Source organism: Mucilaginibacter auburnensis (assembly GCF_002797815.1).
GTDB lineage: Bacteria > Bacteroidota > Bacteroidia > Sphingobacteriales > Sphingobacteriaceae > Mucilaginibacter > Mucilaginibacter auburnensis.
In genome coordinates, this window is sequence record NZ_PGFJ01000002.1 from 633941 (window position 1) to 657276 (window position 23336).

Annotated in this window: 24 protein-coding genes; 11 read left to right on the top strand and 13 right to left on the bottom strand. The window is 41.6% G+C overall.

Annotated elements, in window-relative coordinates; all coding sequences use genetic code 11:
• Positions 1-13 precede the first annotated feature (13 nt).
• From CLV57_RS13435 to CLV57_RS13445, 3 genes are read left to right on the top strand one after another with little or no spacing between them, the layout of a single operon-like run.
• Complete coding sequence (locus tag CLV57_RS13435) at positions 14-334, top strand: hypothetical protein (RefSeq protein WP_169927085.1); 321 nt, start codon at positions 14-16, stop codon at positions 332-334.
• A complete protein-coding gene (locus CLV57_RS13440) occupies positions 322-978 on the top strand; it encodes an ATP-binding cassette domain-containing protein (protein ID WP_100341903.1) in 657 nt (218 codons plus the stop codon). The genes CLV57_RS13435 and CLV57_RS13440 overlap by 13 nt, the downstream gene beginning before the upstream one ends.
• An 11-nt stretch (positions 979-989) precedes the next feature.
• Complete coding sequence (locus CLV57_RS13445) at positions 990-1778, top strand: PhzF family phenazine biosynthesis protein (RefSeq protein WP_100341904.1); 789 nt, start codon at positions 990-992, stop codon at positions 1776-1778.
• Between the two features lie 238 nt (positions 1779-2016).
• On the opposite strand, the gene CLV57_RS13450 is transcribed toward CLV57_RS13445, so the two are convergent.
• Positions 2017-2742, bottom strand: coding sequence for an RluA family pseudouridine synthase (locus tag CLV57_RS13450; RefSeq protein ID WP_100341905.1), 726 nt, complete (start codon positions 2740-2742; stop codon positions 2017-2019).
• A 152-nt stretch (positions 2743-2894) separates the two neighbouring features.
• Here CLV57_RS13450 and CLV57_RS13455 point away from each other — a divergent pair, with 152 nt between their 5' ends.
• Entirely contained in the window at positions 2895-3392 is a 498-nt protein-coding gene (locus CLV57_RS13455; protein ID WP_100341906.1) for a hypothetical protein, read from the top strand.
• Between the two features lie 59 nt (positions 3393-3451).
• Here the strand turns inward: CLV57_RS13455 and CLV57_RS13460 are convergent, their stop codons facing one another.
• The 3 genes from CLV57_RS13460 to gatB form a co-directional block, all read right to left on the bottom strand.
• Positions 3452-4141, bottom strand: coding sequence for a response regulator transcription factor (locus CLV57_RS13460; protein ID WP_100341907.1), 690 nt, complete (start codon positions 4139-4141; stop codon positions 3452-3454).
• A gap of 95 nt (positions 4142-4236) precedes the next feature.
• Positions 4237-5364, bottom strand: coding sequence for a TlpA disulfide reductase family protein (locus CLV57_RS13465; RefSeq protein ID WP_100341908.1), 1128 nt, complete (start codon positions 5362-5364; stop codon positions 4237-4239).
• Positions 5361-6827 (bottom strand): Asp-tRNA(Asn)/Glu-tRNA(Gln) amidotransferase subunit GatB, encoded by a 1467-nt coding sequence (gene gatB / locus CLV57_RS13470; protein ID WP_100341909.1) that lies wholly within the window; start codon positions 6825-6827, stop codon positions 5361-5363. Before gatB ends, CLV57_RS13465 begins: the two co-directional genes overlap by 4 nt.
• 229 nt (positions 6828-7056) lie before the next feature.
• Here gatB and CLV57_RS13475 point away from each other — a divergent pair, with 229 nt between their 5' ends.
• Both CLV57_RS13475 and CLV57_RS13480 read left to right on the top strand, forming a co-directional pair.
• The gene (locus tag CLV57_RS13475; RefSeq protein ID WP_211290075.1) at positions 7057-7704 is read left to right on the top strand and encodes a TetR/AcrR family transcriptional regulator; all 648 of its coding nucleotides are present in this window, start codon (positions 7057-7059) and stop codon (positions 7702-7704) included.
• Between the two features lie 78 nt (positions 7705-7782).
• Positions 7783-8580: a hypothetical protein gene (locus tag CLV57_RS13480; RefSeq protein ID WP_100341911.1), complete on the top strand. Its 798-nt coding sequence runs from the start codon at positions 7783-7785 to the stop codon at positions 8578-8580.
• 4 nt (positions 8581-8584) lie between these two features.
• Here CLV57_RS13480 and cmk read toward each other — a convergent pair whose 3' ends face one another.
• Entirely contained in the window at positions 8585-9259 is a 675-nt protein-coding gene (gene cmk / locus CLV57_RS13485; protein ID WP_100341912.1) for a (d)CMP kinase, read from the bottom strand.
• 114 nt (positions 9260-9373) lie between these two features.
• On the opposite strand from cmk, the gene arfB reads away from it, so the two are divergent.
• Positions 9374-9784, top strand: a complete 411-nt coding sequence (gene arfB / locus CLV57_RS13490) for an alternative ribosome rescue aminoacyl-tRNA hydrolase ArfB (RefSeq protein ID WP_100341913.1) — start codon at positions 9374-9376, stop codon at positions 9782-9784.
• On the opposite strand, the gene CLV57_RS13495 is transcribed toward arfB, so the two are convergent.
• Both CLV57_RS13495 and lon read right to left on the bottom strand, forming a co-directional pair.
• Positions 9781-10746: a lipid A deacylase LpxR family protein gene (locus CLV57_RS13495; RefSeq protein WP_100341914.1), complete on the bottom strand. Its 966-nt coding sequence runs from the start codon at positions 10744-10746 to the stop codon at positions 9781-9783. The genes arfB and CLV57_RS13495 overlap by 4 nt on opposite strands.
• A gap of 63 nt (positions 10747-10809) precedes the next feature.
• Complete coding sequence (lon, locus tag CLV57_RS13500; RefSeq protein WP_245857070.1) at positions 10810-13311, bottom strand: endopeptidase La; 2502 nt, start codon at positions 13309-13311, stop codon at positions 10810-10812.
• A gap of 319 nt (positions 13312-13630) precedes the next feature.
• Between lon and CLV57_RS13505 the strand changes: the two genes are divergently transcribed.
• On the top strand, positions 13631-14269 hold the full coding sequence (locus tag CLV57_RS13505; RefSeq protein ID WP_100341915.1) for a tetratricopeptide repeat protein: 639 nt from the start codon (positions 13631-13633) through the stop codon (positions 14267-14269).
• Here CLV57_RS13505 and CLV57_RS13510 read toward each other — a convergent pair.
• On the bottom strand, positions 14266-14841 hold the full coding sequence (locus tag CLV57_RS13510) for a hypothetical protein (RefSeq protein ID WP_100341916.1): 576 nt from the start codon (positions 14839-14841) through the stop codon (positions 14266-14268). The two genes, CLV57_RS13505 and CLV57_RS13510, sit on opposite strands and share 4 nt — an antisense overlap.
• Before the next feature lie 130 nt (positions 14842-14971).
• Positions 14972-17263: a 5-methyltetrahydropteroyltriglutamate--homocysteine S-methyltransferase gene (gene metE, locus CLV57_RS13515; RefSeq protein ID WP_100341917.1), complete on the bottom strand. Its 2292-nt coding sequence runs from the start codon at positions 17261-17263 to the stop codon at positions 14972-14974.
• 173 nt (positions 17264-17436) lie between these two features.
• Between metE and CLV57_RS13520 the strand changes: the two genes are divergently transcribed.
• Both CLV57_RS13520 and CLV57_RS13525 read left to right on the top strand, forming a co-directional pair.
• Positions 17437-17898 (top strand): Lrp/AsnC family transcriptional regulator, encoded by a 462-nt coding sequence (locus CLV57_RS13520; protein ID WP_100341918.1) that lies wholly within the window; start codon positions 17437-17439, stop codon positions 17896-17898.
• A 108-nt stretch (positions 17899-18006) separates the two neighbouring features.
• Entirely contained in the window at positions 18007-18558 is a 552-nt protein-coding gene (locus CLV57_RS13525) for a hypothetical protein (protein WP_100341919.1), read from the top strand.
• Positions 18559-18690: 132 nt separating this feature from the next.
• On the opposite strand, the gene CLV57_RS13530 is transcribed toward CLV57_RS13525, so the two are convergent.
• The 3 genes from CLV57_RS13530 to CLV57_RS13540 all read right to left on the bottom strand — a co-directional run bounded on the left by CLV57_RS13530 (position 18691) and on the right by CLV57_RS13540 (position 20864).
• Positions 18691-19611, bottom strand: coding sequence for a helix-turn-helix domain-containing protein (locus CLV57_RS13530; RefSeq protein WP_100341920.1), 921 nt, complete (start codon positions 19609-19611; stop codon positions 18691-18693).
• A 19-nt stretch (positions 19612-19630) separates the two neighbouring features.
• Complete coding sequence (locus CLV57_RS13535) at positions 19631-20467, bottom strand: SDR family NAD(P)-dependent oxidoreductase (protein ID WP_100341921.1); 837 nt, start codon at positions 20465-20467, stop codon at positions 19631-19633.
• Between the two features lie 88 nt (positions 20468-20555).
• Entirely contained in the window at positions 20556-20864 is a 309-nt protein-coding gene (locus CLV57_RS13540) for a hypothetical protein (protein ID WP_100341922.1), read from the bottom strand.
• 289 nt (positions 20865-21153) lie between these two features.
• Between CLV57_RS13540 and CLV57_RS13545 the strand changes: the two genes are divergently transcribed.
• On the top strand, positions 21154-22500 hold the full coding sequence (locus tag CLV57_RS13545) for a PhoH family protein (protein ID WP_100341923.1): 1347 nt from the start codon (positions 21154-21156) through the stop codon (positions 22498-22500).
• Here the strand turns inward: CLV57_RS13545 and ispE are convergent, their stop codons facing one another.
• Positions 22501-23304 (bottom strand): 4-(cytidine 5'-diphospho)-2-C-methyl-D-erythritol kinase, encoded by an 804-nt coding sequence (gene ispE / locus CLV57_RS13550; protein WP_100341924.1) that lies wholly within the window; start codon positions 23302-23304, stop codon positions 22501-22503.
• Between the last annotated feature and the right edge of the window lie 32 nt (positions 23305-23336).

Below are 23336 nucleotides of genomic sequence, written 5' to 3' on the forward strand. Positions count from 1 at the left end.
CCAATCAAATCACTTGCGACGCTTTATTTCTATCACGTTTCTGTTTTACAGGTCAATCATTATTTATAATTTAATATTTACTTGTACGGCCTTAGGCTTTATGGCATTGAACGGACTAACGCCAAATGCCGCCAGCTTCCTGTTAGCCAAAATTGTGGGAATATCATCAGCAATAGGGCTAAACAATTACCAATACAAGCAGAGTCATTTTTATTATCGCAATGCCGGATATCATATGCGACATGTAGCGATTGCAGCGTTAGCAGCAGACATTCTGATCTGCATCGCGATAACAATTTTAGGATCAATAATATCTAAAGTATGGCAGTTTTAAAAGTTGACAGTGTACAATTGGCGTTTGATCTGCGTAAAATATTGCAGGACGTTTACCTGGAATGCAAACAAGGCGAAGTGGTGGGCTTGCTGGGGCGAAACGGAAGTGGCAAGTCATCGCTGTTAAAAATAATTTTCGGTAGACTTACACCGGGATATAAGTATGTAAGTATCGACAACGAATTTGTTAAGAAAGGCTATATCAACAACAAAATAGCTTACCTGCCCCAACATAACTATTTACCACGTGGCATCAGCATAAAAACGCTGGCTACAAAAATAGTAAGCGAACAATATTGGGATGAGTTTAATAATCAAAGCATTTACAAAAACCACGCTCATAAAAAGCCCGAAGAACTTTCGGGCGGAGAATTGCGTCAGCTGGAGATGCTGATGATCCTTTACAGTAAAGCCGATTTTATTTTACTGGATGAACCGTTTACGCATGTTACACCTATTCAATGCGAGTACTTTAAAACCATAATTAAAACGGTTAGTAAAACTAAAGGCATCATCATTACCGATCATCAATATCAAAACGTTCTGGATGTAAGCGACCGCATTATTTTGTTAACCGAGGGCAGCACCAAACCCATTACAAACATTGACGAGTTAGCGGTTTATCGCTACATTAGTGGTACATAAGCTCAAAAATTATGACCATACCTATTTATCAGGCTGATGCTTTTACCGATAAGCTGTTTGGCGGCAACCCCGCGGCCGTTTGTCCGTTAACCGAATGGCTGCCCGATGAAACGATGCAGCAAATTGCTAAAGAGAATAACCTGGCCGAAACGGCATTCTTTGTAAAGAATAACACAGGCTATTTACTGCGTTGGTTTACCCCCGAGTATGAGATTGATCTATGTGGTCACGCTACACTTGCGGCTGCACATATATTGTTTACAGAATTGGCATATGGCGCGGACGTGATCAACTTTGAGACCGTTAAAGCCGGCACACTCACAGTAAAACGTGATGGCGATAAATACACCATGGATTTCCCATCGCGCCCGCCAATACCAATTGAAACGCCTAATGGTTTGATTGAGGCGTTAGGAGGCAGCGAACCTACAGCTATACTTCGTTCAAGAGATTATTTTGTGGTTTATGACAGCGAAGAGGAAATAGCTGAACTAACACCGGATATGTTTGCTTTATCTAAAATGGATACCGTTGGCATTATAGTTACGGCTCCCGGTAAAAATTCTGATTTTGTGTCACGCTTTTTTGCACCCGGCGCAGGCATTCCCGAAGACCCTGTTACTGGTTCGGCACATTGTAACCTCATCCCCTACTGGGCCAAAGTATTCGGAAAAGATAAGTTACACGCCTACCAGCTTTCGGCCCGCAAAGGCGAACTCTGGTGCGAATTAAAAGGCGAGCGCGTTTTAATGAGCGGAAAAGCGGTTACCTATTTGAGGGGGAGTATAGTAGTTGATTAGAGATTAGTTAAATTGAGATTAGTTAAATTGAGATTAGTTAAATTGAGATTAGTTAACTTGAGATTAGTTAAATTGAGATTAGTTAACTTGTGATTAGGATATTATCCATTGTTTTGTCATTTCTCTTTCGCGCCCTCGCACTACCTCCTCTTCGCTCCTCGAAATGACACAGGATTTAGAGATAGCACTAATTTCTAATCACCAGTCAACTAATCTCTAATCACCAGTCAACTAATCTCTAACTATCAAACTTCTCCAGCAACTTCAGCAGCGTTTCAAAATCCTTCGGGTATGGCGCATTAATAGTAACTTCTGTACCATTTACCACCTTAAAAGTAACCTGGTAGGCATGCAAGGCAAAACGTTTCATAATAGGCAGCTCCTCCTGCTCTTTACCTAAGTGGTATTTTCGCTTAATAGCCGATAAATAAACAGGCTTGCCTTTGTACATTTCATCGCCCGCTATTGACGCACGCTGTGTAGCTAAATGTATACGGATCTGGTGCATACGGCCTGTAACCGGCTTACACTCTACCAAAGTATAATGCTTAAAATATTTAAGCGACTGGAACCAGGTTTCGGCACGTTTACCCTCTTGTCTGCTAATAGTTACTGTGCCTTTACCTACGTTGAGTATAGGCAGATCAACCAGCAGGTTATCAAAAACATGGGTACCATCAATAACCGCATGATATACTTTATTAACCTGACGCTTCTCAAATTGCATGGATACCGAACGGTATGCCTCCGGATTTTTAGCGATGATCAACGCACCTGATGTTTCCTTATCCAGGCGGTGGCATATCTGTGCATCGTCGCTATAAGCCTTGGCCATACGCAAAATGCTAATGTCGCTACTGCCGTCGCCACGCTCATCTAACGAACTTATAAATGCCGGCTTGTTGATCACAATCAGGTCATCATCTTCAAACAAAATCAGGTCGGCAAACTTGGGTATCTTCATGCGTTTTTATAAGGCGGCAAAAATACGGTTATTTTATGAGTTTTTAATTATCGCTTGACCCGGCTTAGTGTATAACGCAGGGTTTTAAACACTTGTAAAACAAAACTTTGGCCCAATAGTTGTTATCTGCAATTATACCTATACATAAAAACATGAGTTATAAAGACGACAAACCTGAAGAAAAGGGATTTTTTGAGAAGGTTAAAGAAACAATTGAAAGCCTTTGGGAAGGCACAACAGATACAGCCGAAGACGTTAAAGAAGTTGTAGAAGAAAAGTTTGACGATGTTAAAAAAGCAGTTGCTCCTAAAAAACGAGCGGCAACCCGTAAAGCTACAACTGCTAAAGCATCTGTAAAAAAAGCGGCAGACAGCGTTGCTTCAAAAACTAAAAGTGTAACTAAAGCAACAAAAGCTAAGGTAGCTGTAATAAAAGCTAAAGCGGATGGCGAGATTAAGGAATTAAAAGCTAAAGCTGACGACAAAGCTAAAGCCGTGACAAGCAAGGCTAAAAAAACCGCCGATGATCTGAACAAGAAAGCCGATGCTAAATTAAAAGCTATTAAGGCCGAAACTGCACCTGCTAAAACCAGCACAGCAAAAAGCACAACGGCTAAAAAACCTGCGGCTAAACGCAAACCAATATTATAAGCAATTTGCTTATATAATAACAAAGGCTCCCGATAAACTGAGGAGCCTTTGTTGTTTTGTTATGCTTCAAATTTGTAGCCTACACCTTTAACGGTTGACACCACGTCGTCTCCCAGTTTTTCGCGTAGTTTTCTGATGTGCACGTCAATAGTACGATTGGTTACTACTACCGAGTCTTCCCAAATATTTTTCAGGATCACCTCGCGGGTATATACTTTACCGGGTTTTGAGGCCAGTAAATAAAGTAGCTCAAATTCTTTCTTGGCCAATACCACCTTTTCGCCACCTTTATAAACGAGGTAGGCTTCGCGATCGATCACCAACCCGCCAATTTCCAGTTTGTTATCAGCAACATCCTCAACAGGAGCGTTACGGCGTAATATAGCGTTAATACGGCTAACCAAAGCGCGTGGCTTAATGGGCTTAGCTATATAATCATCAGCGCCTACGTTAAAACCGGCAATTTCTGAATATTCTTCGCTGCGGGCAGTTAAGAATACCATAAAGGTATTTTTAAACTCCGGCATGGTGCGCATAATACGGCAGGCTTCAATACCATCCATCTTAGGCATCATAATATCCAAAACTATCAGATCGGGTAATGTACGTTTAGCTTCAGCAACGGCTTCCTGACCATTGTGAGCCAGATAAACCTGATAACCTTCTTTTTTGAGATTATATTCTATCAGCTCTAAAATATCCGGTTCGTCATCAACAATAAGTATCTTCTGTTTGGTAGTGTTGCTCATTAACTATTAATTTTTGAGTAAAAGTATAAGCTTAAAAGAAGATTATGGTTAATTCAATATTAACAAATTGTTAAATACTACCTTATTTTAACATTTTATTGAGCCTTGCTAAATGTTCTCTTTAAAAATTCTTCAAGATCACTGCCTGTAATATTTTTTGCGACTATAATTCCCTGAGGGTCAATTATAAAATTAGATGGTATAGCATATACGCGGTAAAGCGTTGGCGTGCTGCCTTCAAAGCTCTTTAATTCTGAAGCATGTTTCCATGTTAATTTATCAGCGTCAATGGCTTTTTTCCAAAGGTCTCTGTCTTCATCTAATGATATTCCCAGTATGTCAAAGCCCTTGTCCTTATACAAATTGTACTGCTTTACCACGTTCGGGTTTTCCTGGCGACAAGGAACGCACCATGAGGCCCAGAAATCAAGCATCACATATTTACCTTTATAATCTGATAATTTCACCGGTTTGTTATCCAGACCGTTTATTATAAACTCTGGCGCTTTTTGGCCTATAGATAGTGGCTTTGCTGCAGCCATTCTGCCTATAAAAGCTTGAACGCCGGGGTTGTCTGTAAAATATTTTTTCTCCTTTAATTGCTCTGAGTAAGCTATTAGCTCTTTTTCATAACGCATGCTATCTAAAGATACCATGGCATAGAAAGAAGCCAGTGAAGTTTCATTCTTATTCTTAAAATCAATCAATGCGTTGCTGTAGTCGGATATGTTTTTGTTGTACATTCCGAAGTATTTCTTTGATAACGCTTCGCTTTCTTTTCCTGCGGCTTCAACTTCAGCCTGGTACTGCTCATCAAGTTTGGTGTTGATCTCGCCGTAGTGGTTACTTATCTGATTGAACGCCTGTATTTTCTCCGAATTTTCAGAGCCTTTAACATCGTACTGGTGCTTTTCATCTTTCAGATCTGTACTAAACTCAATCTTATCGCCATTAGCAGCTATCAGGTCAAAAAAGAAACCACCTATACGCAATTTGTACAAATTGGCATAAGGCGTAAAATGTTTAAACTGAAACTTACCCTGCTCATCAAGACTCGCAGAATCGCTGATGGTTACACGGGTGGTACCGGCTTCCAGCAAATAGATCTTTTTTACATCGCCGGGATTTTTTATTTCGCCCGATATGGTAAAGTCGGCATTTTGCACGCAAGCCGAAAAGCCGCACGCTAAAGCCAACAGGCAAATAAAATGAGTTAACTTCATTTTTCTAATTCTTTTATCAGTAATTGATTGGTTTTCTGCGGATCGATCTTGCCTTTTGATAGCTTCATGATCTCGCCCATAAACAAGCCTACAACTCCTTTTTTCCCTTTTTTGTATTCGGTAACCTTATCAGGGAATTTAGCTATCGCCTTGCTGATGAACTCGCTCACATCATTACTATCGGCAGTTATCAGCAAATTCAACTCGGTAGCCAACTGCTCAGCTGTTTTATCAGGAGAGGCCAGCAAGGCCGGTAATAATTTATGCGATGCAACTGTATTATTGATGGATCCGGCATCAATCAGTTTGATCATACCAGCCAGGTTCTGCGGTTTTAAAGGCAGATCACTAATGTGTAAACCCGTTTCATTTAAATGAGATTTTACCGGCCCCATTAACAGGTGTACAGCAGCTTTATAGTTAGCAGTATGCTTTATCAGTTCTTCAAAATAAAAAGCCAGTTCTTTATCAGCGGTGATAACAGAGGCGTCGTACTCGTTTAAACCTAACTCATCAGTATACTTTTTATACAACTGATGCGGTAAGGCGGGTAATGATTGCCTGATGTGCTCTACGTATGCCTCATCCAATACCAAAGGCATCAGATCGGGCTCAGGGAAATAACGGTAATCGTTCGCCATCTCCTTGGTACGTAAAACTGATGTTTCGCCTGTATCGGCGTTAAAGTTCAATGTATTTTGCTCAATATAACCGCCCGCTTCCACTATAAGCACCTGGCGTTCAAATTCATGCTCAATAGCGCGTTGAACGTTGCGGATGGAGTTAAGGTTCTTTACCTCGCAACGGTTGCCGTATTCGGTAGCGCCTTTTAAACGTACAGAGATATTGGCATCGCAACGCATACTGCCTTCCTCCATGTTACCATCGCATACGTCAAGATAGCGGAGCAGTTTGCGGATCTCCGTAAGATACTGACCCGCTTCTTCTGCGCTGCGCATATCAGGCTGAGATACTATTTCTAACAAAGGTACACCTGCGCGATTGAGGTCAATGAACGAGTCATCGCAAACACTATCATGCATACTTTTACCCGCATCCTCTTCCATGTGGATGTGATGGATGGCAAGTTCTTTTGTACTACCGTCTGATAATTTCACAGTTACCGAACCACCCAGGCAAATAGGCTCCATATCCTGAGTTATCTGGTATCCTTTAGGCAGGTCGGCGTAAAAGTAATTTTTACGGGCAAAGTGATTATTAAGGTTGATGGTGCAATTGCAGGCCAAACCCATTTTTACAGCATACTCAACCATGCGCTTGTTAATGCGCGGGAGCGTACCGGGATGGCCCAATGATATGGCGCTTACGTGATGGTTAGGTTCTGCGCCAAATGCCGCCGAATCTGATGAAAATGCTTTACTTAAAGTAGATAACTGCGCGTGAACTTCTAACCCTACTACTAACTCGTACTTTTCGCTCACAGTTTTTTCCAGAACTGTCATATTGTAAAATTCGGATCAATAACTTAATTAATCCTGCCAAATATAAAGTAAATATTAAATAGACCAATATTTAACCGGTGCCAAATTGGTGGTAATTTATAGTAAAAAAGCGGTTTTTTGTGTAAAAAATTAGCGTTTTGAATACAAAACATACGTTTTTACCAGCTTTTAAAAATGTACATAGCAACCGCTAATCAATAAATTAAAAAAAAGTCACCAATATTGAACAATGTTCAATTATATTTGTAGTAAGTTAAATATGGGTACTGCCGAAAGAAAACTAAGGGAAAAAGAAACATTGCGCTCGCTGATATTGGAGAGCGCCAAGAAACTCTTTATTGAAAACGGCGTTGAACAGACCACCATACGCGCTATTGCTAAAAACATTGACTACAGCGTGGGTACTGTTTACTTTTATTTCAAGGATAAAAACGAGATACTTAATGCCTTACATACACAGGGTTTCTCTCAACTGGGTTTACAATTCAGCGTATTAAAAAACGTAAACCACCCAATGGAACGCCTTATGGCTATGGGGCGCTTATACATAGCTTTCGCCTTGGAAAACCCGGATATGTATGAGTTAATGTTCACCCTTAAAGAGCCAATGGAGGTTTTGGATTCAAAAGAGCATGAACAATGGGACGAAGGCATATCAGCTTTCCGCGCATTAAAAGACACCGTTAACGCTTGTATAAAAGCAGGGCATTTTAACGGCCACACTGCCGAGCCGCTTACTTATATGATATGGAGCGTGGTACATGGCATGTGCAGCTTGTACATAAGCAAACGGACTGGAAGCATATATGGTAACGAACCGGAAAACCTGGTTAATGCAGCTTTAGAAGAATTTTTAATGATGCTGAGAAAGCTATAATTTTTTTGAACAATAGTGAACATTGTTCAATATTAAAACAACGATTGATAAATCATAGATAACATAACATTTAACATCATGACCAACTTCATTAACACATTGGCTATGCGCAACGGTGCGCTATTTTACAGCGGATTGATATGTTTTATTATGGCAGCGCTGTTTTTCCTGATCTGCAGAAAATCACAGATCAAAGTAAATAACACCAATGCGTGGTATAAACCGTTAAAATTTGCCCTATCTATCGGCATTTTTTGCTGGACCATGGGATGGCTGCTTTTCTATTTAAAACCTGAAAAAACTGCGCTATACACCTGGGTAAGCATCGCTTTGTTAGCATTTGAGCTGTTTTATATTGCATTTCAGGCAGGCCGCGGCCAACTGTCACATTTTAACATTAGCACACCATTTTATAACATTATGTATGCTTTGATGGGTATTGCTATAAGCGTTGTAACCTTATGGACCGGGTATATAGGTTACCTGTTTTTTACGGAACCACTCCCCATGTTGCCAGCTAACTACATTTGGGGTATACGCATGGGCATTATTCTTTTTGTAATTTTTGCTTTTGAAGGCGGACTGATGGGCAGCCGCATGTCGCATACCGTCGGCGGGCCTGATGGTGAAGAAGGACTACCCTTTTTAAACTGGAGTAAAAAATATGGTGACACCCGTATTGCGCACTTTATTGGTATGCACGCGCTGCAAGTTCTCCCGCTCCTATCGTTTTACGTGCTGACAAGTGTTACAACTGTAATTGTGGTGAGTGCAATGTACGGTTTGCTGGCATTATTTGTATTGATACAAGCGTTAAAAGGAAAACCGCTTATAGCGCAACGCAAACCTAAAATTGTTTATCAACCGGGTGCTTAAAGTACTAACTTAAGAACGGTTTGACTTTGCTTATGGCAAATTCCAGCTGTTCTTCAGGTGTAAGATCAGTATTATCCAAAATTATAGCGTCATCAGCTCGTGTAAGTGGGCTTTCGGCGCGAGTGGTATCCTGGTAATCACGATGGGCCAGACTTTCAAAAACCTCCTCCAAAGTAATTTCGGGATTTTTAGGCGCCAGCTCCTTGTAGCGGCGTTCGGCACGGATCTTCGGATCAGCAGTCATGAAAATTTTAACCTGAGCATGTGGAAATACAACGGTTCCAATATCGCGGCCATCCATCACCACGTTTTTTGAGCGACCCATGCGTTGCTGCTGCTTTACCATTTCAACACGCACATCATGCAATGCTGCTACAGAGCTTACCATATCTGATACATGCATCTGCCTGATCTCTTCAGATACCTCTTCGTCATTCAGGGTAATGTGCGTCTGGTAATCCCGAGAGTGAAAATTAAGATGAACATTTTTTAACGCCTCTTTTACCTGATCTGCATTTTTCAGATCAACGTTGTTGCGCAAAAAATACAAGGCTACGGCCCTGTACATAGCCCCGCTATCAACATAAATAAAGTGAAGCGCTTTGGCTAATGCCTTAGCCATCGTGCTTTTACCGCATGAAGAATAGCCGTCAATGGCTACTACAATATTGTTGCTCATCTTGCTGCCAATATAGCAAATTTGTGCAACAGTAATGTTAAAAGTAACACCATTCTGCCTGTAAAATGCATAATAAGCTTTAAGGCAAACAACTATTATTAACTTTACACCAATATGAATTTTTCTAAACAGGCGCTCGCTAAAGAAGTGACCTACAAAACATCACGCAGCGGTGGCAAAGGCGGACAAAATGTAAATAAGGTATCTACAAAAGTTGAGTTACTTTTTAGTGTGGATGATTCTGTTTTGTTCAGCGATGAAGAAAAAATCCGCATTAAAGAAAAACTGCAATCGCGCTTTAATAAAGATGGGCACATACAGGTAGTTTGCGATGAAGAGCGCAGTCAGTTACTAAACAAAGAAATAGCGCTGGAGCGTTTAACAACACTACTTTCCGGTGCGCTGCACATGCCTAAAATAAGAAAGGCTACCAAAATTAGCAAGCAGGCTAAAGAAGCAAGGCTCACCGGCAAAAAAGTAATTTCTCAGAAAAAGGAAAGTCGCCGTAGAAACTTTGATGTTTAGTTAAACCTGTACATTAAGGTAATGCTGGCCCATTGCTGGCTGTAGCGCTGAGGGTTAACCACCTTTGTTGGGAAAGTGGCCGTGTAATCTATTACCCACCTTTTAGTAACATATGATGCGCCTAACTGGTTGCTGAATATGGTTCTTACAGGTTTTGCGGTGATCTCCAAAGAGCCGGGCTCCTTGTTACTGAACAAACCACCTTCAATAGTAGCATCATAGGCAACATAGTTAAACTGCGGCTTAAAATGAATAAAAAATTCGCCTTTATGATCCTTGTCGGCATTTTGTTTAGTTATGGCGGTACTTTGTGTACTCACAGAGTTGAACAATTTACCCAGCTTACCCAAGCGGAACAGCGGCCCCACTCCTGCCCCGGTAAAACCGGTACCCAGGTTGGCATAAGCGCTGCCTGAAACATCAAAACCTTCGTCATTACGATAAAGCAGGCGGTTATATTCTGCCGATAAGTTTAATTGAAACGCATTTTGGATCTGGTATTTCCAACCGTTTATACTGTAAAAGCCAAAGGTGTCGTGCACAAATTTCTGAGCCTGCTCGCCCTTAGCCGCCGGACCAATAACGCCGGTTTGTACACTTAATTTAAGATTACTCTCATTTTTATACAACAAGTTTAATGATGCGCCTGCATATAAATACCCGGCAAACGGCCTGTCAACCCCCGTAGCAGTTGGAATATTACCTGTTTGCGGGTTAAATATTTTTTGCCCTACCTCAAAGCCTAACACCTTGTTTTGTAGCTTGGCATTATTAGTTGTTGCTAAAGCATGCCTGTAAAATAGAAACAGTCCATCAGTATAATAACGGTCTGAACCTTGAAAAAGATAGGAATCGTTATCTGTTTGTAACCCTGCTTCGCTACTGTATGTTTGCGCATTTACAATAAGTGAACACACTACCAAACTTAGCGTGATGACTGATCTTTTTATTTTTAATTTCATGAAGGGGCAAAAATAAAAAAAAGCCGGAATGGTTTCCGGCTTATGCTTTTGTATAAATTATACTTAATTCAACTCTGCCTTAACGGGCTGTTTTATGGTGAGATCAAGCGGCTCATCAACTTTTTCGTTCAACAGCGCAAGCTCAATTACCTCGCGCATTTCGGTAACATAGTGAAATTGCAGGTCTTTGATGTAGCTCTCCTTTATCTCAAGTATATCTTTTTGATTTGACTTGCACAGGATGATCTCTTTAATATTAGCTCGCTTAGCTGCCAGTATTTTTTCCTTAATACCGCCAACCGGCAAAACACGTCCGCGCAGCGTGATTTCTCCTGTCATGGCTAAATTTTGCTTTACTTTACGTTGAGTAAAAGCAGACGTTAACGCGGTAAGCATGGTAATACCGGCCGAAGGCCCATCTTTTGGTGTAGCACCTGCAGGCACGTGAACATGCACATCCCACTGGTCAAACAGGCGGCCGTCAATATTAAAGCGTGCCGCATGAGCACGCAGGTAAGCCAAAGCTATAACCGCAGATTCTTTCATTACGTCGCCCAGGCTACCGGTAAGCGTAAGTTTACCCTTACCCGGACTTAAACTGGCTTCAATAAATAGAATATCGCCACCTACCGAGGTCCAGGCTAAACCTGTAACAACACCAGCGTTGTTATTATTTTCGTAAAGGTCTTTATCAAATATTGGTGCGCCTAAAATGCGCTCAACATCCTTTTTACTTACAGATGGATTATAAATCTCATCCAAAGCAATATTTTTAGCTACCCCGCGTACCACAGAACCTATCTTTTTCTCTAATCCACGCACACCTGATTCGCGCGTGTAATCTTCAATGATCTTTTCAATCACGTCCGGCTTTATGGCCACATCTCGTGTTTTAAGTCCGTGGGCCTCGCGTTGTTTAGGCAACAGGTGCTGTTTGGCTATTTCTACCTTTTCTTCAATGGTGTAACCGTTTACTTCAATGATCTCCATCCTATCCAACAAGGCAGGCTGAATACTACTTAATGAGTTAGCGGTTGCAATAAACATTACGTTAGATAGGTCAAAGTCCATTTCCACGTAATGGTCATAAAAAGAATTGTTCTGCTCCGGGTCAAGCACCTCTAATAATGCCGACGATGGATCGCCTCGGAAATCGCTGCCAACTTTATCAATCTCATCTAAAATAAAAACAGGATTAGCTGCTCCGGCCTTTTTTACCGACTGGATTATACGGCCCGGCATAGCGCCTATATAAGTTTTACGGTGGCCACGTATTTCGGCTTCGTCGCGAATACCACCTAAAGCCATACGTACGTATTTGCGGCCTAATGCTTTTGCAATTGATTTACCCAGTGAAGTTTTACCAACACCCGGAGGCCCAACCAAACAAAGTATAGGCGCTTTCATATCGTGCTTTAGCTTTAGCACGGCCAGGTACTCAATAATACGCTGTTTTACTTTATCTAAGCCAAAATGGTCTTTATCCAAAACCTTTTCGGCCCGCTTAAGGTCAAAATTATCTTTGGTGAACTCGTTCCATGGAAGGTCAAGTAACAGCTCCAGGTAATTGATCTGAACAGAATAATCAGCAGCTGCCGGATTAATACGCGCCAGTTTTTCCAGTTCCTTATTGAAATGTTTTTTTACCTCAACGTCCCATTTCTTTTTGGCGCCACGCTCACGCAGGTTTTCGAGCTCCAGATCAGGGGTATTACCTCCCAGTTCTTCCTGAATGGTTTTAAGTTGTTGGTTTAAAAAGTAATCGCGTTGCTGCTTATCCAGATCCACCCTCACGCGGGTTTGTATCTGATTTTTCAACTCCAGCATTTGCAGTTCTGTAGTTAAATGGCCCAACACCTGGTTGGCCATTTCCCTGCGGTTGGCAACTTCAAGCAATCCCTGCTTAACTGACATATCGGCGTTCATGTTTGACGATATGAAATTGATCAGGAAAGAATTACTCTCAATGTTACGGATAGCTATACCTGCCTCACTCGGAATATTCGGCGATAGCTGTATGATATTCATGGCCATGTCTTTAATTGACGATATCATGGCCTTGTATTCTTTATCCTCTTTAGGTTTAACTTCCTTAAAAGGCTCAATAGTTGCTTTTATGTAAGGCTCGGTTTGTACCTCTTCTTTTAAATAAAAACGCTTTTTGCCCTGTAAAATAACGGTAGTGTTACCATCAGGCATTTGCAGCATTTTTATAATAACAGCAACCGTTCCCACCTGGTGTAATTGCTCAAATGTAGGATCTTCAACAGCTACATCTTTTTGGGCGGCAACACCTATCATACGCGTACCTTTATTGGCATCGCGTATCAGCTTTATTGATTTGTCTCTGCCAACCGTTATAGGGATAACAACACCTGGAAACAAAACGGTATTGCGTAAAGGTAAGATGGGTAATGCATCAGGAACCTGCTCATTATTCATTTCCTCCTCATCTTCTGACGACATGAGCGGGAAAAACTCAGAATCTTCATTTATAACCGGCATCGCATTCTTAAAATCAAACGGATCAAAACTCATCAGGGGACCTTTCTGTTTAAACGTCATATTGTCAGTATTTCACGGCGCATAAACCGCCATAAACTACTGACATACGTAATTAAAATTATGTACACGTATGTTTCAACTAATATGCCAATATACCCAATATTAGATAATTGACATGTACTAAACTGAATACATGTTATTTACAACACAAAAACATTTTTTGCCGTTTTGGGTTCCATATGCAAAAAAGTCAGGCACGGTGTGAAAAACTTGTTATTAAAAAAAACAGTTGTTTTTAAATAAAATTGCACCATCTGATAATAATTTATACAATTGCAAGTTATTTGTATACTGTTGCTTACACCACAGTTGTTTGTAAATGAGGTTAGCGGTAATTACATCTTTTCTGATCTTCTCTTCAATTGAGCATGCAGCTGCGCAAAATGCCTATTTTAAGTTAGGTCAGCAAGCTTATATTGATGGTAACTTTAAAGCTGCCATAAGGCAATTGGAGAAGGGCTGTTTAATTGATTCAACCAACGCCAATGCTTTGTGGATGTTAGGGTATTCTTATTACCATAGCGATAATCTGGCAAAATCTATAGCAACATTTACCAAAGAGATTTCCATTACCCCTAATGATGCTTCGGCTTATTACTACCGTGCATTGGCAAAGTACCGCTCAGGCAAAGGGAGCCAGGTATTGGCCGACAAAGAAAAATTTTTACTGGGTGCAATAGTTGACTTTACGAAAGCTATCACATTAAGCCCAAGCGACGCTAAAATCGCCAGCTTTTATCAAAACAGGGCCATTGCATACCGCGATTACGGTGTATTTAAACTTGAAACGGCAGGAAAACAATTTGACAGAACACGCGGACTTAACTCATTAAGAGCAGCAATGGGCGATCTGCAAAAGGTTTTAGATTCTGATCCGGGTCGTTCTGATATTGCTTCGATAATGGAGTTTACCAAAGACAAGCTTTCAACTTCCACTGTCAGTACACTGCATCACTAAAACTTACCGGTAATTTTGTAGGTGTTTGCTCCCAGTAACTTTACCTTTTGGTATTTATTGATGGAATAAACGGAATCAGGATAATAGTTTAGTTCTTCGCGGGTATTGTATAGAGCATTGTTTACCTCGTTGTAAATAAAAATGTGTTGTATTTTTCCCTGCGAGGTTTTGTCAATTATAATCCTACGGGTTTTCAGGTCGAGGTCGGTTGCCGTATAAACTATAGCGCCAGCGCTATCCTTTTTTGTATAAATGCCACTCCAGGCAGGCTTATTAATGTCCGACTCAGTAAAAGCACCTAATTCCGCTTCCCAATTGTTTACTTCCACGTCCCGCGTCTCGCTCACGCCATTGTGTACAACAGTTTTACTTATTTTTTTATGCTGACCCTTGAGTTGCGCAATATTCTTTTCAAAATAGCCTTTTAGGTCAAAATATTCCTTTTGCGCGCCCTCTTTTAAGTTTTCGGGTTTGCAGGATGGTAGAAAGGCCAAAATTGCAACAATTGAAAAAAGCGCCACCGGTAGCGGTGCTTTTACTTTAGTATATTTATATAACGGTTGTTTAGTCATACTTCAATCACCAAATCTAATCATAACAATAATAATCGGGCGCATATTTTATGATTGAAGTACAGACCACATATAAAATCAGGTGATTCCCTCCCACCTTACCCGGAGAAGAGAATCACCAATTGATATACTATAATAAAACTTCCCGGGCTTGTTTAGCTGCGGCCACCATGTTAACGAGCGCTGATTTTGTTTCGGGCCATTTACGGGTTTTAAGGCCACAGTCAGGGTTAACCCACAGGTGCTGTGCAGGCAACAGCTCAGCCGCTTTTGTCAATAAGGCAGACATCTCTTCTGTTGAAGGCACACGTGGAGAGTGAATATCATATACCCCCGGACCAATCTCATTAGGATATTTAAAATGAGCAAAGGCCTGTAAAAGTTCCATTTGCGAGCGCGAAGTTTCAATAGTGATCACGTCAGCATCCATTGCGGCAATGTGCTCAATAATATCATTAAACTCGCTGTAGCACATGTGCGTGTGGATCTGTGTTTGGTTTTGCACACCGCCGGCGGTTAACCTGAAAGCGTTCACCGCCCAGGTTAAGTAGGCCGCGCGTTTAGCCTTGCGCAATGGTAAACCTTCGCGTATGGCGGCTTCGTCAATTTGAATAATACCCACTCCCGCTTTCTCTAAAGCTAAAACCTCATCCCGAATAGCAAGCGCTATCTGGTTGGTAGTAAGTTCGCGTGGTTGGTCATTCCGCACAAACGACCATTGCAGAATAGTTACCGGCCCGGTAAGCATGCCTTTCATTTGTTTTTTGGTTTGTTCGGCGGCAAACTTAGTCCAGCGTACAGTCATGTCGTTGGGGCGACTTACATCACCGTAAATAACAGGTGGCTTAACGCAACGACTGCCATAGCTTTGCACCCAACCATTTTTGGTGAACAAAAAGCCATCTAACTGTTCGCCGAAGTACTCAACCATATCGTTACGTTCAAACTCGCCATGAACCAAAACGTCAAGGTCAATCTCCTCCTGCCAGCGGATAACTTCAATGGTGGCTTTTTCTATTTGCTCTTCATATTCTTTAAGGCTGAGTTCCCCCTTTTTTAAACGCGCACGCAACAAGCGTATATCATCTGTTTGCGGGAAAGAGCCAATGGTAGTTGTAGGGAACAGCGGCAAATTAAAACGGTCTCGCTGCAATTGCTGGCGGGTAGAAAAATCAGCATCACGTGTAGCGTCTGTATCTGTAATAGCAGCCACCCTGTTTTGAACTTCTTGCCTGTGTACTTTTTGAGATGTACGGCGACCTGCAATTGCTATTTTATTAGCCTCCAACCTGCTTAAATCTCCTTGCGCAATATGCTTCAGATCCACCACCTCATGTAGCTTTTGACGAGCAAACGCCATCCAGTTTTTTATCTCAGGGTCTATATTGGTTTCCAGATCAAGGTCAATCGGGCTATGCAATAAAGAGCACGATGGAGCAATGATAACACGGTTGCTGCTTAACTTTTCAACCGCCTTGTTTATTAAATTCAACGATGCTTCGTAATCGTTCTTCCAAACATTACGGCCATCAACAATACCTAATGAAAGAACAAGATTATCAGGAATTAGCGCTAACACATCATCCAGTTGTTCCGGCGCGCGCACCAAATCAATATGTAATGCGGCAACAGGCAGGTTAACAGCTAATGCGGTATTATCAAGCACTGCTTCAAAATAAGTTGCAACCAAAAGTTTTACCCCGCTTACGCGGTTAGCAATGGCGCGATAGGCCCATTCAAAAGCTTCCTGCTCTTTTTTAGTAAGATCAAGTGCCAGACAGGGTTCATCTAACTGTATCCACTCAGCACCTTGCTTTTTTAAGCGATTAATGATCTCTATATAAACCGGTACCAGTTTTTTTATGAGGTCGATCCGCTCAAAGCCCGCTTCTTTTTCTTTACCCAATAACAAATAGCTCACAGGGCCAACCAAAACCGGTTTAGCTTTGTCGCCAACAATTTTATGCGCGTTTACATATTCGCCAATAACATTCTCGTTAAATAAAGTAAACTGCTGTTTGGCAGTAAACTCGGGCACAATATAATGGTAGTTGGTATCCAGCCATTTGGTCATTTCCATGGCGGTAATGTCCAGTCCGTTTTTTTGATAGCCGCGCGCCATAGCAAAATACAGGTCAACCTCATTATTGGTTTTAACCTGCGAAAGCACCGGTTGATAGCGTTGCGGAATAACGCCTAACATCAGGCTGGTATCCAGCACATGGTCGTAAAAGCTAAAATCGTTACATGGTATCAGGTCTATACCTGCGTCCAACTGCGTTTGCCAGTTATCTTCTTTTATCTTTCGGGCAACTTCTTTCAGGTCGCGTAGTTCAAGTTTGCCTGCCCAAAATTGTTCGCAGGCTTTTTTTAATTGTCGTTGGCTACCTATGCGTGGGTAACCCAAGTTTTGCGTAAGCATTTAAATTGGTAGTGTTTTTTGATCCTATATTATTTATCTTCGCAAAACTATTTATACAGATTTTAATGCTTTTATTTATTTTTATTTAGGCATTTAAATCTTTTTTTAAAAAAAATTACAGAATTATTTACTATAGTCAACTAAATAAATCTGCGTAAACAGAAAAATATTTCATGGAAGAATTAGACGAAACCGATAAAGCGCTGTTAAAATTATTAGGTAATGACTCCGAGATCACCATAAAAGAGATGGCTGCAAAGGTTAACCTGTCGCCTTCCCCAGTTTTTGAACGGGTGAAAAGATTAAAGGCAGGCGGCTACATTAAAAAATATATTGCTTTAATAGATGCCGAAAAACTCAACTACGGACTGATAATTTTTTGCAACATTAAACTCAAGCAGCACGACAAAAGCATTGGACATGATTTTGTGAGCGATATAATGAAACTGGACGAGGTAACGGAGTGCTATAACATATCTGGCGATTTTGATTTTCTGCTGAAAGTTTACGCCCGGGATATGAAACACTACCAGGATTTTGTTTTTAACAAATTAGGTTCGGTAACCAGCATTGGAAGCACGCACAGTACGTTTGTTATGTGCGAGAATAAGAATACGCACAATATTAATTTGTGAGGATCGGGTGCAAGGCCCAACCTGCGTTATTAAGCAAAAATAAATCCTCCGCTTAAACCTTCAGGATAATAAACGTCAAACCAGCACAACCACAACAAACCGTTTGCTATGAAAGCCTGCATCGCCATTATCCTGCTTTTCTTTACCGTAACTGTCAATGCTCAAAATATTGATGCTTCTGCAAGTGCATCAACCGCTTTTGACAATTATGTATGGAACTGCGCATTAGGCGAAGACAGTGAATACGCCAATATCAGCATAGGCACAAATATTTTTGGCGATCAGGTGAAAACCTACAGTAAACCGTCCGGTGGGGTGTTACTTTCTGTGAAAAGATCAAAAAACATATTCGGCGATAAAGTAACCACAGTTACCAACCGCCAGGGACTAACATTATTGGAGCTTCAAAAAACCAAAGATATTTTTGGTGCTGAAACTGTAAAAATAACTGGTACTAACGGGCAACTATTAGGTTCCATCACCCGGTCTGTAGACATTTTTGGCGCAAAAAAAACCGAGATAAGAGATGTTGCGCATAACACCACTACCGTTATTACTGCATCAACCGATATTTTTAACAACCGGCAAATCAATATAAGCGGACCAAAAAACAGCTACGAGAACATGCTTGCTGGTTTTGTAGCTGAGATGAAGTATTGAGGAAGAACCAATAAAGAAAGTTGGGGCAATTACATAGAGAATAAATAAGTTGGTCCGGCATTTTAAAACACCGGACCGACATTTTCTCTGTTCCCTCTATTGGCATAGGTTTATATAGAACTGTATATCAATTCAATTAAACGCCTTCCTGAACTCCAGCGGCGATAAATTGGTCTTTGTTTTAAACAGCTTACTGAATGATTGCGGATGCTCAAAGCCTAACGCGTAAGCTACTTCGCTTACGGATAAATTGGTGGTTGACAGTCGCTCCTTTGCCTTTTCTATCAATTTATTATGAATGTGCTGTTGCGCATTTTGGCCGGTATGGGTGCGCAGCATGTCGCTTAAATAGCTTGGCGACAGGTTGAGCTTTTCTGCCAGTTGCTGAACCGAAGGTATACCTGCGGTTAATGCAGCCTCGTTGTTAAAATGTTCATCTAACAGCTCCTCCATTTTTTGCAACAGGTTATTGTTTACCGATTTACGGGTGAGGAACTGTCGCTTGTAAAACCGGTTGGCATAGTTAAGCAGCAACTCAATTTGCGCTATCATTACATCCTGACTAAAATCATCTATCCTGCTCTCTATCTCGGCTTCAATGTTTTTGAAGATAGACATGATAATTTCCTTTTCACTTTCAGATATATGAAGCGCTTCGTTAGCCGAATACGAAAAGAAACCGTAATTTTTAATGTTCTTAGCCAGCGGATATCCTAAAAGGAAATCGGGGTGAATAATTAGCGTGTACTCAGAGCATACGGTTTCGTCATCAAAAGGGCCACCAATTATTTGTCCGGGTGATGCAAAGAGCAAGCCGCCTTCATCAAAGTCATAATAGCCTTGTCCGTACTTTATGCGCCCTTTTAGTTGTGGCTTGTAGGATATTTTATAAAAACCCAAAACATGCTGTTCAGGAATTTTAGAGATATCAATATGGGTGTGTTCACCGTTAAGCAAACTAATAAGCGGATGCTTAGGCTGCGGTAAACCAAAGGCGCGGTGCGCATCAGACAACGACTCAACTTTTAGAAGGCGGCTTTCTGCTTTTTTCATGTTTAAATGTACTTAATTTTTATTTGGTATTTCCCTGAGCCGATGCTGATACCTCGTCCCAGGCTTCCCATTCGGCTAAACGCTCGGCATAGGTTTTACGTGTAAGCGGCAGGTTATGGCTGCCCAGGTTAAACCTTAACGGCGGATTTTCGCTATCAACCATTTTAAACAAAGCCTGTGGTGTGGCAGCCGGGTCGCCTTGTTCCATCTCTCTCAAATGGCCAAAGAATTCTGTTTTAAAATCGGTATAAACATCCAGCGGAGAAGTAAATTTTAAAGAATCCTGGCTACCAAACTCTGTGGCATATGCACCCGGCTCAATAACAGTTACCTTAATATTAAACTGTTTAACTTCGGCTGCCAAACTTTCGTAAATAGCCTCAAATGCCCATTTTGACGAGCTGTAATAACCAATAACCGGTATGGTAACAATGCCCACATTGCTTGACGTACCCATTATATGCCCATAACCTTGTTGTCTTAAGAGCGGCAGCGCGGCTTGTATAACCGCAACAGGGCCTAAAACATTGGTTTCATAAAGCGCGCGGATCTCTTCGGCGCTGCCCTCTTCAATGGTGCCTACCAGTGAGTAACCCGCATTGTTCAAAATAATATCTAAGCGGCCAAAAAGCGCATGCGCTTTTTCAACCGCCTCTTTTACCTGTGCATGGTTGGTTACATCCAGTTCAAGTAATAATACATTGTCGCCATACTGGTCTTTTAAGGCCGATATGCTTTCTATTTTACGTGCGGTAGCTGCTACCTTGTCGCCACGTTGCAGGGCTGCTTCAGCCCAAACACGTCCAAAACCGCGAGATGCGCCGGTAATGAACCATACTTTATTTTGCTTTTCCATAATTGTTTTTTTTATAAAACAAAGGTGGGCAAGTTAGCGGCAGCGGATGTAGCCAGATTGAGGGTAAGCGTAGCCGAATTGAGGATTGTTATCTCACCCAGGCCCAAAACCTGCGTTTATGTAAATACTCAGGTTCTGCTTCATACTTGTAAGCTTCACGCTCAAACGGTATTTGTTTATATGCCTCGTAATGGTTGCGGAAACGACAGAGGTTATATAAATAGCATAACAGATAAACCACGTAAAAAGGAAGAATGAGCATTTCCTTTTGTTGCGCCAGATGTATCTGTTCATGCCGTATAACACTGGGGTTACTTGCAAGTTCGCGCCTCTTTAACAAGATGAAGGGATAAAGCGCCATGCCTTCATACCATAAAAAGGGAACGATGATTATCATGCTATTTTGACAATGGCGAGGGTTTTATGTTACATGCGCCACTATAAAATTGCACTTTTCACAACACATTGACAATGAATTACAAATACACAACCCACACATAAATTTACTTACTTAAAAGTTGTTGCATGGCGTTACAGGTCGAATTTTTAACTAACTGAAATTTAAATTCTTAACAGATAAACCTATTACGGCTGTTACAACATTACATCTATTTTTGTGTAACAGCGCCAACGCCACATTGACCAATCTTCGCGCTTTAATCACTAATCTTTATTAATTTAGTGAAATGCAAAAAGACGATAAAAGCAAGCCTAACGGCAGAATGAAGATTTTTGTGCTGGATACTTCTGTCATACTGTATGACCATAGCGCTTTTCAAAACTTTCAGGAGCATGATGTGGCCATTCCCATACAGGTGCTGGAGGAGCTGGATGACAAGAAGAGCGGCAATGATACCCGCAACTTTGAAGCCCGCAGCTTTATACGTTTAATTGACGAGTTGTTCCGCAAGGATCTGATCAACCACTGGCAACCGCTTGGCGGCCATAATAAAGGCAGTTTCAAGGTAGTGGTTGACCCACCGCATTTAACAGATGATGCCATCACCATTTTCGGCACAGACAAAGCCGACCACCGCATACTCAACGCCGCCCTTGGTTTGCAGCAGGAGTATCCCAACAAAAAGGTAGTATTGGTGTCAAAAGATATTTGTCTTAGGTTGAAAGCCAAATCACTCAACCTCAATGCAGAAGATTACGAGACCGGCAAGGTAAAGAACGTGGAAGAACTGTATAGCGGCAAAACCCGCGTGCAAGCCACCGACAACATCATCAACCAACTTAAAAAACAAAACACCCTCCATGCCGATGTGGTAGCGTTAGGTTACACAGGCAACCACTTTTATACATTGCAAAGTAAAAAGAGTGATGTGGCCGTATTTTACAACAGTAGGCTGCAACAGTTGGAGCGCATAACCGAGCAGCCTATTTTTAATATCTCCCCTAAAAACCCCGAGCAGTCTTTTGCCATACATGCGCTGCTTAATCCTGATATTAAACTGGTAACCATACAAGGTAACGCGGGCACGGGCAAAACCCTGCTGGCACTGGCCGGAGCACTGGAACAGCGTAAGTATTACCGCCAGATATTTATTACCCGCCCCATTGTTCCATTGAGCAATAAGGATATAGGCTTTTTACCTGGTGATGTAAAATCCAAAGTTGACCCTTACATGGCCCCCATTTGGGATAATCTCAAGTTTATAAAAGATCAGTTTGCTGATGATGAAAAAATGCAGGCCAAACTGGACGAGTTAGTGGCTAATGATAAAATATCTATCGCGCCGTTGGCATTTATCCGAGGTCGTACGTTGAGCAAAATATTTTTTATAGTTGACGAGGCGCAGAACCTTACCCCGCACGAGGTAAAAACCATTATATCCCGCGCAGGAGAGAACAGCAAATTTGTATTCACGGGCGATATTTACCAGATAGATACACCTTATCTGGATGCCGAGAGTAACGGCCTCTCCTACCTGATAGATAAGGCCAAGGGCCACCCGCTATATGCGCACATCACCCTGCAAAAAGGCGAGCGCAGCGAGTTGGCCAATCTTGCTAACGATCTGCTGTAGTTAAACGCCGTAAAACACCTCGTTGTCTGCTTCCAGATGCGACAGGTCAGGTTGTTGCTCAAATATACCAAATACGGATGCGCCACTGCCGCTCATGGCAGCGTAAAGCGCGCCGGCTTCGTATAGAGCCGCCTTCACACCACGTATGGTAACATGGTTTTTAAATATGTTAGCCTCAAAATCATTTTTGATATGTTTCCGCCAGTTAGCTACAGGCTCTGTAATCAAATCATATAACGATTCTTTAACCGGTGCAGGTTGCACCCCTCGGTAAGCCTCACCGGTTGATACATGCACAGGTGGCATCACCAATACAATATGGTAGGCAGACAGGTCCAGTTTTATGCTTTCAAACTCATCGCCCTTCTCAAACGCGAACACAGGTTTATTCTCTATGAAAAACGCGCAGTCGGCCCCTAAAATGCGGGCGTAGTTTTGTTGTTGTTCAATGCTGAGGCCCAGTTCAAATTTCTGGTTCATCAGCTTGATAAAAAAAGCTGCGTCAGATGACCCTCCACCCAAACCTGCGCCGATGGGTATATGTTTATGCAGATGGATGGCAACAGGCGGCAGGTCAAAGTCCTTTTTCAACAGATGGTAGCCCTTAACGCACAGGTTATCCTCCATATCGCCCGGAATGTCCAAGCCCGATGATGTAAAAGTTAGCTCGTCGCTTTCTACCACTTCCAGCGCATCATTTATTTTAATGGGGTAGAATATGGTTTCGAGGTTATGGTAACCATCCGGGCGGCGCTCTGTTATATTTAAGCCGATGTTAATTTTTGCGTTGGGGAATAATATCATAAATGACTAACACGGCTGTTATTTTTAAACAT